Source organism: Caballeronia sp. A2-2 (assembly GCF_057612605.2).
In genome coordinates this window covers 2,349,114-2,363,489 of sequence record NZ_CM172587.1, presented here as the reverse complement: position 1 = coordinate 2,363,489, position 14,376 = coordinate 2,349,114, and the positions used below count along the sequence as shown (strand labels likewise).

Annotated in this window: 15 protein-coding genes; 3 read left to right on the top strand and 12 right to left on the bottom strand. The window is 60.1% G+C overall.

Going from position 1 to position 14,376, the window contains the following annotated elements:
* Positions 1 to 9 precede the first annotated feature (9 nt).
* The 3 genes from ACZCWR_RS11255 to ACZCWR_RS11245 all read right to left on the bottom strand — a co-directional run bounded on the left by ACZCWR_RS11255 (position 10) and on the right by ACZCWR_RS11245 (position 3,009).
* Complete coding sequence (locus ACZCWR_RS11255) at positions 10 to 1,341, bottom strand: MFS transporter (RefSeq protein WP_487300838.1); 1,332 nt, start codon at positions 1,339 to 1,341, stop codon at positions 10 to 12.
* 63 nt (positions 1,342 to 1,404) lie between these two features.
* On the bottom strand, positions 1,405 to 2,163 hold the full coding sequence (locus ACZCWR_RS11250) for an SDR family oxidoreductase (RefSeq protein WP_487300837.1): 759 nt from the start codon (positions 2,161 to 2,163) through the stop codon (positions 1,405 to 1,407).
* A gap of 180 nt (positions 2,164 to 2,343) precedes the next feature.
* Positions 2,344 to 3,009 (bottom strand): TetR/AcrR family transcriptional regulator, encoded by a 666-nt coding sequence (locus ACZCWR_RS11245; RefSeq protein ID WP_487300836.1) that lies wholly within the window; start codon positions 3,007 to 3,009, stop codon positions 2,344 to 2,346.
* A gap of 68 nt (positions 3,010 to 3,077) precedes the next feature.
* On the opposite strand from ACZCWR_RS11245, the gene ACZCWR_RS11240 reads away from it, so the two are divergent.
* The 3 genes from ACZCWR_RS11240 (at position 3,078) to ACZCWR_RS11230 (ending at position 6,009) form a co-directional block, all read left to right on the top strand.
* On the top strand, positions 3,078 to 3,680 hold the full coding sequence (locus ACZCWR_RS11240) for an NnrU family protein (RefSeq protein ID WP_487300835.1): 603 nt from the start codon (positions 3,078 to 3,080) through the stop codon (positions 3,678 to 3,680).
* Between the two features lie 72 nt (positions 3,681 to 3,752).
* Entirely contained in the window at positions 3,753 to 5,336 is a 1,584-nt protein-coding gene (locus ACZCWR_RS11235; RefSeq protein WP_487300834.1) for a DHA2 family efflux MFS transporter permease subunit, read from the top strand.
* Positions 5,337 to 5,499: 163 nt separating this feature from the next.
* Entirely contained in the window at positions 5,500 to 6,009 is a 510-nt protein-coding gene (locus ACZCWR_RS11230; protein WP_487300833.1) for an IS21 family transposase, read from the top strand.
* A gap of 14 nt (positions 6,010 to 6,023) precedes the next feature.
* Here ACZCWR_RS11230 and ACZCWR_RS11225 read toward each other — a convergent pair whose 3' ends face one another.
* The 9 genes from ACZCWR_RS11225 to ACZCWR_RS11185 form a co-directional block, all read right to left on the bottom strand.
* Entirely contained in the window at positions 6,024 to 6,788 is a 765-nt protein-coding gene (locus ACZCWR_RS11225) for a class I SAM-dependent methyltransferase (RefSeq protein ID WP_487300832.1), read from the bottom strand.
* A 96-nt stretch (positions 6,789 to 6,884) separates the two neighbouring features.
* Positions 6,885 to 7,961, bottom strand: coding sequence for a phage late control D family protein (locus ACZCWR_RS11220; protein WP_487300831.1), 1,077 nt, complete (start codon positions 7,959 to 7,961; stop codon positions 6,885 to 6,887).
* Positions 7,958 to 8,476, bottom strand: a complete 519-nt coding sequence (locus tag ACZCWR_RS11215) for a phage tail protein (RefSeq protein WP_487300830.1) — start codon at positions 8,474 to 8,476, stop codon at positions 7,958 to 7,960. The genes ACZCWR_RS11220 and ACZCWR_RS11215 overlap by 4 nt, the downstream gene beginning before the upstream one ends.
* Positions 8,477 to 8,479: 3 nt before the next feature.
* Entirely contained in the window at positions 8,480 to 11,728 is a 3,249-nt protein-coding gene (locus tag ACZCWR_RS11210) for a hypothetical protein (RefSeq protein ID WP_487300829.1), read from the bottom strand.
* A complete protein-coding gene (locus ACZCWR_RS11205; RefSeq protein ID WP_487300828.1) occupies positions 11,725 to 11,838 on the bottom strand; it encodes a GpE family phage tail protein in 114 nt (37 codons plus the stop codon). The genes ACZCWR_RS11210 and ACZCWR_RS11205 overlap by 4 nt, the downstream gene beginning before the upstream one ends.
* An 11-nt stretch (positions 11,839 to 11,849) precedes the next feature.
* Positions 11,850 to 12,155 (bottom strand): phage tail assembly protein, encoded by a 306-nt coding sequence (locus ACZCWR_RS11200; protein ID WP_487300827.1) that lies wholly within the window; start codon positions 12,153 to 12,155, stop codon positions 11,850 to 11,852.
* A 57-nt stretch (positions 12,156 to 12,212) separates the two neighbouring features.
* Complete coding sequence (locus ACZCWR_RS11195) at positions 12,213 to 12,722, bottom strand: phage major tail tube protein (RefSeq protein ID WP_487300826.1); 510 nt, start codon at positions 12,720 to 12,722, stop codon at positions 12,213 to 12,215.
* 47 nt (positions 12,723 to 12,769) lie between these two features.
* Positions 12,770 to 13,957 carry a phage tail sheath protein gene (locus ACZCWR_RS11190; RefSeq protein ID WP_487300825.1) on the bottom strand — a complete coding sequence of 396 codons (1,188 nt, stop codon included), beginning with the start codon at positions 13,955 to 13,957 and terminating at the stop codon, positions 12,770 to 12,772.
* Between the two features lie 46 nt (positions 13,958 to 14,003).
* Positions 14,004 to 14,360 (bottom strand): hypothetical protein, encoded by a 357-nt coding sequence (locus ACZCWR_RS11185; RefSeq protein WP_487300824.1) that lies wholly within the window; start codon positions 14,358 to 14,360, stop codon positions 14,004 to 14,006.
* Between the last annotated feature and the right edge of the window lie 16 nt (positions 14,361 to 14,376).

Genomic DNA, 14,376 nt, shown 5'->3' with positions numbered 1-14,376 from the left:
AAGATAAGGTTAAAGCTCGATGCGCGACAGCTTGCCGAGCAGGACGGAGTACGACAGCGTGCCGAGCAGACAGATCGCGCCCATGAGGTTCAGCGCCCAATAAAAGTGCCCTGTGTGATGGGTGATATAGCCGATCATGAGCGGCGTCGTGACTGCTGCGATATTCGCCGCAAGACTCGTGATGCTACTCGTCAGTCCTACGTATTGACGCGGCGCGATCTCTGACACCGCTGCCCAGGACATCGAGCCGACCCCCTGCGCGAAGAACGCAATGGTGAGAATGGCGATCACCACTTCATTCGATTCGACGAAATTCACCAGCACGATACTCGCGCCCAACAGCGTGCCGATGATGAGCGGTGCCTTGCGCGCCGTCGAAATCGACACACCGCGCCGGATGAAAAAGTCCGAGAGCGAACCCGCCGCCAGAATGCCGCAGGTCGCGCCGAGAAACGGCAAGGCCTGAAAGATGCCGACTTTTATCATCGACATATGGCGCGCTTCGATCAGGTATGTCATGAACCACGTCGTGAAGAATACGAGCAGCGTGTTGTTGCAGAACTTGCCGAGGCAGATCGCGAGAATCTGCCGATAGCCGAGCAGTTTAAGCGCCATGCGCCAGTTGAATTTCTCGCGCGCCTTCTTCGTGGATTCAGTGTGTCCTTCGTTGATGTACTGAAGTTCGGCCGCGTTCACGCTGGCATGCTTCGACGGATCGCGATAGATGCGATACCACAGCGCCGCGAACAGAATGCCGAAGCCGCCCGTGACGAAGAACACCGAGCGCCAGCCATAGACACCCGAGATCCACAGCAGCAAGCCCGTGAAAAGCGGCGTGCCGATGTATTGGCCCATCACATAGACGCTCGTCGCGAAGCCGCGTTCCTGCGTGGGGAACCACAGCGTCACCGCGCGCGCATTGGAGGGAAACGCGGGCGCTTCCAGCGCGCCCATCACGAAGCGCGAGCCCAGCAGCATGTGATAGCCGTTCGCGATGCCCTGTGTGAGCGTGGCGCACGACCAGCCGATCAGCGACAGCGCATACGCCACGCGCGAGCCGACAATATCCGTCAACAGACCGCCCGGCAACAGCGCGATGGAATACGCGAGCCCGAAGACGGCGAAAAGTTCGCCCATCTGCATACGGTCGAGATGAAGATCCTTCGACAGACCCGGTGCGACGATGCCAAGCGCCGAGCGGTCCACGTAGTTGAGGATGGTGGCGATCAGCAACATCGCGAGCACGACGTAACGAACTTTCGATGCTTTGGCCGTCGATACATTCGATGCATAAGCGGCCTGCTCATGCATGCTCAATGGCTGCTCTTCTGCGACTTTCATCCGTGTCTCCTGAGATGAGCCTGCCGTGTTTTTATTCTCGATGCAGGCGGGCAAGGCGAGGCGTTATCCGCGTCCCACGAAGGGCATGGTGGTCGCCATGATGGTCATGTTCAGCACGTTGGTATCGAGCGGAAGGTTCGCCATGTGCACGACCGCATCGGCAACGTGACGCACATCCATGCGTGCTTCGGGCGCGGTGGTGCCGTCCGCCTGCAACACGCCGCGCGTCATGCGGTCCGTGAGCGAGGTGGCCGCGTTGCCGATATCGATCTGACTGCACGCGATGTTGAACGCGCGCCCATCCAGCGCAAGCGATTTGGTGATGCCGCTCACCGCATGCTTGGTCGCCGAATACGCGATCGTATTGGGGCGCGGCGAATGCGCGGAAATCGAACCGTTATTGATGATGCGTCCGCCTTGCGGGGTTTGCGTCTTCATCAAACGCCATGCGGCGCGCGCGCACAGGAACACGCCGGTGAGATTGGTGGCGACCACATCGTTCCAGAATTCGAGGCTGTATTCTTCGAGCGGCACCGCGCCCGCATTGCGGCCCGCGTTGTTGAACAGCACGTCGAGCCGGCCGAATGCTTCTGCGATGCGAGCGAACGCGTGTTCGACCGATGCTTCGTCAGTGACATCGGCGGGGAACGCTTCGGCGCGGCCGCCTGCCATGACGATCGCTTCCTTCGTTTCCAGCAGCGGTTCCGCACGGCGTCCGATCAGCGCGACCGTGAAGCCCGCGGTCGCGAGTGCGCTCGCCGTGGCACGTCCAATTCCGGAACCCGCGCCCGTGACGGCGGCAACCTTGTTCGATGCAGACATTGCGCGATCCTCTTTCCAATTTTTGCCTGAGCGTTGAAGCGTGGAAAGAGATTCGCACCGGCGCGGATGGCGGGCAATCTTGATTCGATCAATCAACATCAGAAGCGGCGCGGGGCGGGGGGCGATCAGGGTTTTCCTTAATCGATGCAATCACCGCCTGCCGAAGGAAGAGGGCGCTCTTCACGGCTTTTTCTTTTTGGCGGGCGCCTGAGCATTTTCCAGCCGTCCGCCGCCGGCCTTCAGGATGACGTCGAGCAAGCCCATTGCATCGAGATTGATCGACTGGCTCGCGACGATCGAATCGAGCCTGCCGTCGATCTTGAGCATGGCGAAGCCGTGGACCGTGGACCATGCAGTGATGAGGCGTGCCGCGCCATCGGTGGGCAAGGTGCCGTCCGATGCGAGTTCCGCGCCGACCGCCTCACGAAGCACGGACTGCGCGGCGATCATGGCCGCGCGCAGGTTAGGGCGCTGAAGGTCCAGTCGCTCGCTTCGGAACATCAGGAGAAAGAGGCCGGGAAACTCCGTCGCGAATTCGACGTAGGCGCGTCCGAGTGCGGCGAGTTTGGTATCCGCTGTCCTGGCGGAACGCGCTGCATGCAGTAGACGATGCTCGAAGCGCCTGAATCCAACCGCCGCCAGTTCGCTCAACAAGCCCGCCACGTTCTCGAAGTGATTCTTCGGCGCCGCATGCGATGCCCCCGCCTCGCGAGCCGCCGCGCGCAGCGTGAGTCCGTCGATGCCCTCGCGCGCGAGAATCCGCTCCGCGCCTTCGAGCATGGCTTCGCGCAGCGCGCCGTGATGGTACGGGCGCGGGGCTTTGCGTGTTTTCTTTGCTGTGGTCACGTCGTCGTTCGTTCGATATTGACACTGTCAATTTTAGCTTGACGTGAAGCAAAGCGATATCTATTCTGATGTTGTCACTGTCAATATTGCGCGCCATGTTCATCTTTATCGTCGGTCTGATTGTGTTTTTGGGCGTTCACTCCGTCTCCATCGTCGCGCCGCGCTGGCGGGATGCGCAACTCACGCGACTGGGAGAAGGACCGTGGAAGGGGCTTTATTCAGTCGTCTCCATCCTGAGCCTGATCGCGATGATTTACGGATACGGCATCGCGCGGCACATGCCGGTCGTGGTCTACGCGTCGCCACAATGGCTGAAGCACGTGGCCTTTCTGTTGATGCTCCCGGTCTTTCCCCTACTCATTGCCGCTTATTTGCCAGGGCGCATCAAGCGCGCTGCTCGCAATCCGATGCTCATTGCGGTCATCCTTTGGGCGGTCGCGCATCTGCTTGCGAACGGCACGCTGAACGACATCCTGCTTTTCGGCGGGTTTCTTCTGTGGGCCGTGGCGGACCTTGTTTCGGTATCCAGAAGAACGTCCAAGCGTGCTGTGCCGGGTGCGCCCGCGACTACCGCGAACGACGTGATCGTCGTCGTGGCGGGGCTGGCCTTCTATGGTTTCATGCTGTTCTGGGGACATGCGCATCTGACGGGCGTATCGCCGCTCGGCTGAATCGCCACATCGGCCTGATACGTAAATTTATTTTCCGCATTACCATGCTCCGTTACCGCACCGGAGAGTGGAATGAGTGACGCTACCGCGCAACCTGGCGCCGCGAGTTGGAAGCCCGCCGCGAATCCGTGGATGGTGGCGATCGTCGTGACGCTCGCGGCGTTCATGGAAGTGCTCGACACCACGATCGTCAACGTCGCGCTCCCCCATATTGCGGGCACGATGTCGGCAAGCTACGACGAAGCCACATGGACGCTCACGTCGTACCTCGTCGCTAACGGCATCGTGCTCACGATCTCGGGCTTTTTCTCGCGCGTGATGGGCCGCAAGCGCTATTTTCTTGTGTGCATCGTCGCGTTCACGATTTTCTCGTTTCTGTGCGGCATGGCGACGAATCTCGGTCAACTGATCATTTTCCGCTTGCTGCAAGGCTTTTTCGGCGGCGGCCTTCAGCCGAATCAACAGTCGATCATTCTCGATACCTTCCCGCCCGAACAGCGGGGAAGGGCGTTCTCGATTTCCGCGATCGCCATCGTGGTTGCGCCGGTGCTCGGGCCCACGCTCGGCGGATGGATCACCGATCACTTCTCGTGGCGCTGGGTGTTTCTGCTGAACGTTCCGGTGGGCATTCTGACCTCGCTTGCCGTCTATCAACTGGTGGAAGATCCGCCGTGGCGGCAAAAGCAGAAAGCGAGCGTGGACTTTATCGGCATCGGGTTGATCACGGTCGGTCTGGGCTGTCTGCAAGTCATGTTCGATCGCGGCGAGGATGCGGACTGGTTCAACTCGAACTTCATTCGCGTGTTCGCGACGCTGGCCGTAGCGGGCATCGTCGGTGCGATTTACTGGCTGTTGTACGCGAAAAAACCGGTGGTGGATCTGAGCGTGATGAAGGATCGCAATTTCGCGATCGGCTGCCTGACGATGGCCGCGTTTTCCGTCGTGCTGTATGGCAGCGCCGTGCTGGTGCCGCAGTTTGCGCAACAACAACTCGGCTACACCGCGACGCTCGCGGGGCTGGTGTTGTCGCCGGGCGCGGTGCTGATCGTCATGCTGATCCCGATCGTCAGCAAGGTAATGCCGTATGTGCAGACGCGTTTTCTGGTCGCGACGGGTTTTCTGTTGCTGACCTGCGCGATGATTTTCTCGCGCTACGAACTCGTGCCGGATATCGACTTCAAGACGCTCGTCGAGTTGCGATGTTTCCAGTCGATCGCCATCGGCTTCCTGTTCGTGCCGATCACGACGCTGGCTTACACGACTGTGCCTTCGGAACTCAGCGACGATGCTTCCGCGCTGTTCACCATGTTTCGCAATGTCTCGGGGTCCATCGGCATATCGCTGGCGACCGCGATTGTCCGGGAACGCGGTCAGGCGCGCTCGGCGCATCTGTCGGAGCATATGAGCACGCTTTCGCAGAGCTTCAACGACACGCTCGCGCAGACCACGACATCGGTCGTGCAACTGACGGGACAACCGATGGCGCAAGCCGCGCAGACGGCCACCGGGCATATGTATCAGACGTTCGCGGCGCAATCGACCTTGCTGTCGTATATCGATACGTTCGGTTATCTGGCGATTTTTTGCGCGATCTTCGTGCCGGTGTCGTTTTTATTTACGTCGGTGAAGTCTGCGGGTGGTGGCGGCGGGCATTGATGGGGCGACATTTCAATCCGGCTGGCGTTATGAAAATACCGATAATTAACATTATGTAAAGTGGAACTGCTAGCTCTTTAAGTTTGGTGCGATACATTGCGCAAAAAATGGAGCAACCGTTCGCAATCGTATCAGCACCACTTAATCTCTCGCCGGATTCCAAGTGCTCTCACCACCACGACATGCCTGCGTTGAGGATTTCCTCGCGCTCACGGATGGCCTTTCACTCAAAGACGTTGCACGACGGCTGCGCTGCTGCACCCGCACCGTGCGCAACTACCTCGCCGGGCGAACGCCAATCCCTTGGCACCGCGTCGAGGTGCTGCGCCTGCTTGCGCGCGAAGCGCTCAAAGATTCTGAAGAGGCTTCTACGACCGAAGAAGCCTCTGTGGTTGCCACCCTCGACCCCGACCCAGCCGCACCAGATATCACGCCCGACGAGATGCTTGCCTGGGTAGGCGTTCATTCGCCCCATTACCTGTCAAGCAAGCGAAGTCTCACGTTCTACGTTCGCGGATGGAATGTCGCCGACAAAATCCGCCGCGCGAAGGCCGAAGGCACGTTCGTCGCTGTCCTGGCTCGCTGGCGCTTGCTGGCGATGGAACTGCCGCGAATGTGGCGCTCCGGACCAATGTGGGCCGAAGTTGGGCCACCCGCGTACCGACGAAAGTGAACCGGTGAGCCGTTCTAATTGTTAGGAGCGCTGGCTCCTTCAACCGTCCTTTCGAAGACGAGGATTTGCGAGCGGCCGAACATGAGTTTGTAACCGTTCAGAAGCTTGGTCAACGAGCTTACCCCCGGATATGTGCCAGGCGGCGTCCCTTTTGCGACCCGACGGGTCCAAAGATACGAGAAGGGTTTCATCAAGAGGTAGAGCGGTATGAGAACCTTTCTTTTTGCTCGGTCGACACGTATGTCAGTGAGTCTGCAGCCCATAGAACCAAAGAAATAGATCAGGTGAAGGGGCGTATATGGGCTGATGTGACCGCGGTCGACCAATCTCCCATTGCTTTGACGCATGCCGTGCGCGGCGAACTGAAAGAACGTACCCGTGAACAAGAACTGCAGGCGCGAATGAAGGTTTGCGATATTGGGCGTGGAGATAATTATCCGACCTTGCGGCGCTGTCACCCTAACTAATTCCTGCATTAGACCAATCGAATTAACTACATGCTCGATTCCTTCGAGGCATGTCACGACGTCGAATTCATCGGTTGACCAGGGTAAAGGCCCCTCCATGTTTGCGCGAACAGTTCCTTCCCATCCGTTAATGTCTGCCTTTATCACCTCATGTCCTAGCTGCCTGAGAGTGGTACCAAAGACACCTGACCCAGCTGGAATATCGAGGATTCGTTCGTTTCCCCGAGAGTGCTCTGCCAGATAATCGAGCACAATTTCCATATACCTCGTCATGTCTAGACGGTCAAAGCTGAAACCCGGTTCCAGTGCCATTTTCCCTCGTAATTTGGAAGATTAAACTTACGAAGGTTACCGTTCGGCTGTTGTTTCGACTATTTGACTTTGTCCGAAAAGAAGCGCAAAAAAGGATTACCCGCCTTTGCGAAAGTGTGTGCGATGTCGACTCGTCGTTGGATCGTCGCGCATTTCCATTTCGAGCGATGTCGTGAACCCGCCATTTGCGTCCAGACGGGAGCTCACGCGTTTGACGAGCCACGGCGTTTCATCAATGCCCGGCTTGAACCCCTTCGCGCTCGCTGGCATTTCTGGATACACATCGGCCCGGCCAAGCGCCAGCGAAATGTCGAACGTCGCCTGCCCACGCTGCGTGCGTGCGTACTCCGCTTTCGCTGCGGCCGTTGCCTCTGCCTGCGTGGCAAAGGTTTCCGGCAATAGCTTCACGCTGCTGGCATCGTCACCGCCCACCGTGACCGACTGCGTGCGTCCTTTTTTCGATGAATGCCAGCGCGCGCGAACCGACGAATAGCTTTCTCGCTGCGAGACGTGATACCGATACGAGTCGCCGCTCGACTTGCGGATCTGGATCGTCGGCAACGGCTTGCCGCTTGCGGTAGCGCCCGCGCCGATCGGCAGGAACAACAGCCGACCATCCTTCACGGTCATCACCGCGTCGTAGCGCTTGGCAAGCCGCGTCAGAAACGACAGGTCACTTTCGCCTGTCTGGTCGATGTGATCGATCTTGATCTTGCCCAATGCGTCGCCGACCACCGGCGTGAGCTTATGACGGGCCGCGACTGCCTTAACAATCGCATGGATGGTCTGAGCGTGCCAACTTTTATCGCGCCGCTCGTGCATTGCACCTGTCATGGACGCCGATCGTGCGCTGACCGTGATCTGATCGGGCGCACCGTGGAACTCTATTTCATCCACGATAAAACTGCCCTTGTCCACGAGCGGCTGACCGACCCATCCGAGCATCAGCTTGATTGTGACGCCGCGCTTGGGGATTGCGAGCTCACCCTGCGTGTCATCGAGCACGAGATCGAGCCGATCCGCTTCATCGGCGCGCGATTCGGTGAGCGTCAGATAGACCAGGGAAGGCGAGATGCGGCGGGATATATCGCGCCCATCGAGCGTGATGCGGTAGTCGCATTGGGGCACTTTGCGGCCTGCATTCGCTGATTTTTCACCTGTCGGCTCACTCATCGCTTCCCCTTCTTCGCGCGTTTCGCCTTACCCGACTTGATGTATGTCGGCACGTCCGGCACCGGTGCCTGGTCTAGCTTCCCGTTTGCCGGCGCTTTCTTGTTCTGCGAGCCGCCATCCACGGTCGCGCCCAGCGCGTCGTTATCGGCGAGCTTGAGCGTCAACTCGAATTCGATTTTCAGGGCGACGCCGAGTAAGTTGAAATACGAATGTGTTTCTCTTAAAGCTTCCACGACGAACGCACCGTAGACACGCCCTGTACCATCGACCAGTACATGCGCATCACCGACATCTGCCATCGCGACGAGGAGATCGAGCGAAACCGGCGTGCCGATTTCGCCCGCCGCAATCATGCCCTCGATCACGATCGAGTCTTCACCCTGCCCGAGGTATTGGGTACTGTCTCGCGCACCGACGCGTGAATTGCTCGCGAATTTCCACGCGCGCTGACGATGAAACTGATGGAGCGGGGCAAGTTCCGTCAAAAAAACGAACGCCCCAAGGGAAAACAGCATGGCTTACCCCCACACGCGATCGGAAAGGCTCGAAGCGCTGCGCCGACGGCGTTCGCGCTCCGCATCCTGGAGTGCTCGACGCACGGCGGCTTCGATGTCGTTTGCATCGCCTGACTGCGCATGGATATGGATATGGATCGTGTAGTGATGCACGCCCGGCTCGCTCCCTCCGCCTTGGCGAGCGATTGCCGCCGAAGCCGTTGACCCAGCGCGCGACCCGCGCTCGCCGACCAGCGGGCGATACTGCTGGTCAGGCACCGGGCTTTGCATCGGCTGCATGAACGCGCCGAACGGGGCAGCGGCAACGCCTGCCAGTCGCGCGGCCGCCGACGCCACGCGTATGCGCTGCCCGTCGATCCCGTTTGCCGCGCCCTGCCCGATGAAGCCGCCCAGTTCGTCAAATACGCGGCTTGGACTGTGAATGCCGAGCTTTTCCTTGAACCATACCGCCGTCGAACTCGCCACGTTCGTAATCGCGTCCCGGACCGATTTCAGGCCGTTCGTGATGCCGTTGACCAGGCCTTGCATCAGGTTCGCGCCGAAGTCCACGAACTGCTTTGACGCTTGCGCCGCTGTCACGATCAACCCGGCCAGCCACTGACCGAACGCTCTGCCGCTCGACGATGCGCGATCGAGACTGTCTTTGGTCGCATCGATCGGCCCGAAAAGTTCCTTGAACCACTCCCACGCGGCCTGCACCTTTTCCAGCAGCCAATCCCACACCGGCTTGAGCGGTGCGAACAAGGCGGCGAGTGACACAAAAAGCCCCGAGAAAATGCCGCTCAACGGGGCCAACCCCTCTTTGAGCCCTTCCCAGAATCCTGAAAAAAATGCCTTGAGTGGTGCCCAATATCGAACGATGAGCAGCGCCGCGAGCGCGATCGCCGTGATCGCGATCCCAATCGGATTCGTCAGCGCCAGCCGACCGACAAACAGCAGTGTTTGACCGAGCGTTGAGAGTGCACGGGTGACGCCTGCGATCGCGCTGCGCGCCCCGCCCCTGATGAGGCTCACGCCACCACCCACCGCGTCACCGATGACACCCCGCACGCCGCGGCGCGCGACGTACCTACCCGCGCTCACGACGCGCGAGGCGAGCGCGGCCCGCTTCGCTGCGGCCACACGCGCCAACTCGACCAGGTATTCACGCGTGGCGTGCGTGCCTCGCTTGACGTTCGCGAGCGTATCCGCGCCCCACTTCCCGGACGCCTCACGTGCCGCACGCAAAGCGGCAGGAATACGCGTAGAGACGGTACGCGCGAACTGGCGCGGCGATGATGCGTCCCATGCGGCCGACAGCGCCAAGCGCAAGCGCGACGCCGTGTTGGTCGCCGCGCCCCCTGCCGAGCTGAACGCCCTCGCGAGCTTCGCGAATCGTCCGAGCGCCGCCACATTGACGTTGACCCCGCCTGCCGCCGCCGCACCTTCGACGCGAAGCATGCGCAGGCCGAATCGCATCATCGCGAGCGGGCCGATGATCGCCGCAAGCCCAATCGTGAGCGTTCCGCCCACACCGAGAATGACGCCGAGCGCCGCCAGTGCGATGAGCGCCATGCGGGCCGCTTCGCCGTGCTGGCGCGTGAATTCTGTCACCCGCGACAGCAGCTTGGAAGTCAGTTCAAGCTCCTGGTTGTACAGCGGCAGGATTTTTTCGCCCAGCTCGGCCTCCAGCGTGGCGCGCTTGGCGAGCGCGTCCATCTCCTTACCGTAGGAGATGTTGGTTCCTTCCTTGTAGAGTGCATCGACACCGAACGCTTGGGGCGCGCTCTCGCGGTGCTTCATGATGTTCGCGCGCTCCAGAAACAGCGAGGCGAAAAGGTCACCGCCCTTGCGCGACGAAAACAGATGACCTATCTTGGCCACGACCTGCATATCCGTCAGATTGCCTTTCGGGTTGATCTTCGGGATGACTTCCTTCATCAAGTATTCGAACGGGTCAGTTTTGTATAGCTCGATCTGGTTGAGCGCGTCGGGAAGGATTTTCGTGACGTGCCCGGTCTTGCCGTACTTCACCGAGTTCTGATTGATCAGCCCGGCTTTCACCAGTTCTTCGCCCGACTGCTGCGTGGTGCGCCCCTGCGCCCAGTTCGTGTAGGCGCTCATCAGGCCCGTACCCGCACGGAAGCCGCCCATTTCCTGCATCGTATGCAGCAAGCCGAAATAAAACGAGTTGTCGCCCAACTGCTTTGCGGCGATGCCGCCCGTTTTGATCGCGTTCAGGAAGTCTTCTGGCTTCACCGTGCCGCCCGAAGCGACATACGCTTTCGTCGCGTTGTCCACGGCCCGCTGGAAGGCTTCCGGACTCTTGAGCGAGCCGCGCAATTCCGTCGTCTTAACGAGGTCCATCAGCATGTTTTCGGCAAGCTCGCCGTGACCCTCACCGTGCCCGCGCCGGGCCATGACAGTCTCGATGCCGACTTTCATCCGGGCGAGCAGCGGGGCCATTTCTTCCGCGTGGTGCATGTCCCGCGTGATCGTGAACGTTTCTTTGAGCAACTTGAGCTTGTCGAGCTTGCTCAAGCCCTTCACGTCGATGCGCTCGGCAAACTTTCTTGCTTCGCTAAGCTTCGCTTCTCCGACGCCGAGCGCGCGGAACTGCGACACCTGCTGTTCGTATGCCTTCGCCTCGCTAAGCGCCTGCCCCATGCCGCCGAGCATGCGAGCGCCGACGGTGCGCGTCGCGTATCCGGCGACCGCCGTCCCGGCCGCGAACGTCTTCGTGTTCTGCAACTGCTCACGAGCGCGAGCGGCTTGACGCGCCTGCACGGATTGCAGCTTGCGGCCTTGATCCGCGAGCGCCGCGTTCGTGCGCGTGATGCTCGCGTGCAGCCCGCGCTCGTATTCCGTAAGCGTTTGCGCCCCGCGTCCGGCTTGCTGCATCCGGCTTCTCAGTTCGCCCAGGCGATCGCGCTGGCGCGCCTGCTGCGCCGTCAGCGACATGACAGCGGCCGATGCGCGCCGCATCGAATTCTGCATGCGCACGGTCGGCTCGTTGGTACTGCGGATCTTCGCGCTCAGATCGGCCACACTCGCGCGCGCCTCCTTGAGCTTCGTTGCGGTGCGCCCCATCTCCGCACGCAGCGACTTCACCGCATCGACGGTGCGTTTCTGATTCTGGAGTTGCGAGAGCTTCTGCTGGAGACTGCCGAGTTCCTTCGAGGCAGCACGACTGCCGCTGATGACCTTCTTCAGCGGCGCGGTGATTTTCTCCACCATGGCGAACACGACGCGCAGTTTCAGTTCGTTGTTCATTGCTCTTCGTATCGCTCTCGTGCGCGCTCGCGCCAGTCCATCAATTCAGAAACGGACATGCGGTCCATGACGAACGGCGGCCAGTGAAACACCAGCGCCACGTCCGCCATCGCGTCTTCGATTACAGGCGGGAGTCCATGCTTTCCCGCATAGCTTTCGTCAGAAAAAAACCGCTCACGACACCCCCGATTTGCAACAGGTCAGCCGGGTCGAGCTGCGCCACCTCGAATTCGACAAGCGCAGGCGACGAGATGCGTGGAATCACCTTCTGGAGCGCACTCACGTCAAGATTGACCAGCTCCGTGAGCGACACGCCGCGCAGCTCGCCTGCCGCCGGCTTACGCAGCGTGACGACCGAAATTTCGGTGTCGCCGCGCTGGATCGGTTGATCGAGGGTGATCGTGTTCTCGGCTGTCTTTGTTTCCATCTCGGTCGTTCCTTCGAATAGAGGTTAAGGGACCCGTGCGAGCCGGGCCGCATGAAATCAGGCACCGATGATTTTGTGCACTTCGGCGAATGAATCCTTACCGCCGATGCTCAGAATCATGTTGAGTACGTCGATTTCGATTTCGGCTGTGCCGTTGATCGACAGCTTGTAATACGTCAATGGCATCGTGACTTTCACAGTCGTGTCGTCGCCGGGCTTCGCGGTGCCGAAGTCCAGTTCCTTGAAGCGGCCGCGCACGACGATTTCGACGGCGATCCACTGTTCGGACGTTTCGTCCTGGTATGCGCCCGCAAAACGCAACATCAGACCGTCAACCGTGCCCTTTCCGTAATGGCGCAGTATGTCGCGCTCGACACCACCGAGCGTCCATTCGATTTCCATCGCCTCTTGACCAAAATCGATCTGGATCGGTCCCAACATCCCGCCCGCGCGATACTCCTCCATCTTGCGTGAGAGCTTGGGCAACGTCACTTCCGGGGTCTTGTGCAGAAAGGACGTACCGTCGAGAAACACGTTGAAGTATTTAAGCTTGCTGGGCATCCCCATGTTTTGTGCCTCCGTTCATGTGTGCGCGGCACAGGCCGCGCGGCGAGTTAGCGGTTGACCTGCGAGGCGAAATCGAGCAAATACGAATCGGTGATCGTCTGACGCAGCGTGAGGTTTTCAAGCGGCGGCACCGGCGTGTAGTCGTAATCGACCACCAGCTTTCCGTCGCGCAGTTCGGCCACGCCGTTGCGGTCCATGTCGTAACTGGCCGACGCGCCGATCAGGTAGCCGTTGGTCGTCATCGAGCGCAGCTTTGCGCTGATGCTTTCGATAATGTCGCGCGGGAGCTTCGGCGCCATCGCGCCGTCGATCGTGGGGAACTGCGCCTCGGCGATCGTGTCGGCAAGCACCTGAGCGGTACGGGTGTAGTTTTCGAACGCGAAATCGGTATCGTTCGAGGTGGTGCGCGAACCCCAGAAGCGAAAGCCATCACGGCTGATAAGCGTGGTCACCTGATTTTCGTTGAGGAACCCGGCATCCGTTGCCGGGTTCTGCAGGTCCCATGAAACGGGCTTGCTGATGCCCTGCACACCGTTCACGGCGACGTTCGACAACGTTTTATGCCAGCCGACGAGTTGATCGATTTTGGCGCGCATGCCAACCGCATAGGCGACGGCGGGCACCACGCTCGCCTGTGACGCATTCTCGTCCCATGCGATGAAGTCAGGCCAGATCACCATGACTTCGCGTTGACCGAACATCTTGCGATAGGCCACCGCGTCTTCTTTCGTTGCGACCAGTTCGCCATCCACACCGCGCGCGGCGATGTACGCGAACCCCCGCAGCATCTGCGCACTCGTCGCTAGCGCACTGGCGACAGGCTGTGTATCAAGTCCCGGTGCGGCGAGAATGCGAGGCTTGATGTGCACGACACCCGGTGCCGATTCGAGCGCGAAGATACCGGTTTTGGTGCCATCAGGGTTCACCGTGCCGATGACATTCGAAGTCGTTTCGTCTGAGCCCTTGCCTTGCGGCACGCGCACCACGACGACGAACGGGCGCGCCTGTTTCGAAATCGCATCGAGGGTCTTGTATAACGTCCCTTTGCGTCCTGCCTTGCCGAGCGCCTCAACCACGTTCGTGATGAGCACGGGCGTGTTCATCGGAAACGCCGCGGCGTCAGCATCGGGCGCGGTGCAGACGACGCCGATAATTGACGTTGAAATCGTCGTGATCGGACGAACCCCGGAACGGTCCTCCACTACGGTTACGCCGTGATGATAGCCCTGCGGCATGGTGTGCAACTCCTGATGTGAGGGTGAGGATTTACGGGATACTTGACTATGCCGCTGCGTGTTCGGGTAGGACTTCAGGCACAACTTCGGGCACCACTTGCGCGCCAGAGAACACATAGCGATTTGGGCTCAGCGTCGACTCATCGACGCCCTCGGCGGGCTGCACGACGAGTAGCCGTTCGGCAAAGCCGATCAGGTCTTCGCCCTTGCCGGGCAGACCCTCGACCTGCACGGTCGCAAAACCGATCGATTGCCCGCCTTGCTCGGCGACTTCCTTGTTGTAGAAGCTTGCGACTTCGATCGCACTTTGCTTGAGCTGAAGATCCACGGTAATGCGGCGCACGACATGGAACGAGGCAGGCACGCCAATCGAGGCGATCACAACGGTCTTGTCCAAGGGCATTTCAGTCACTCCAAAT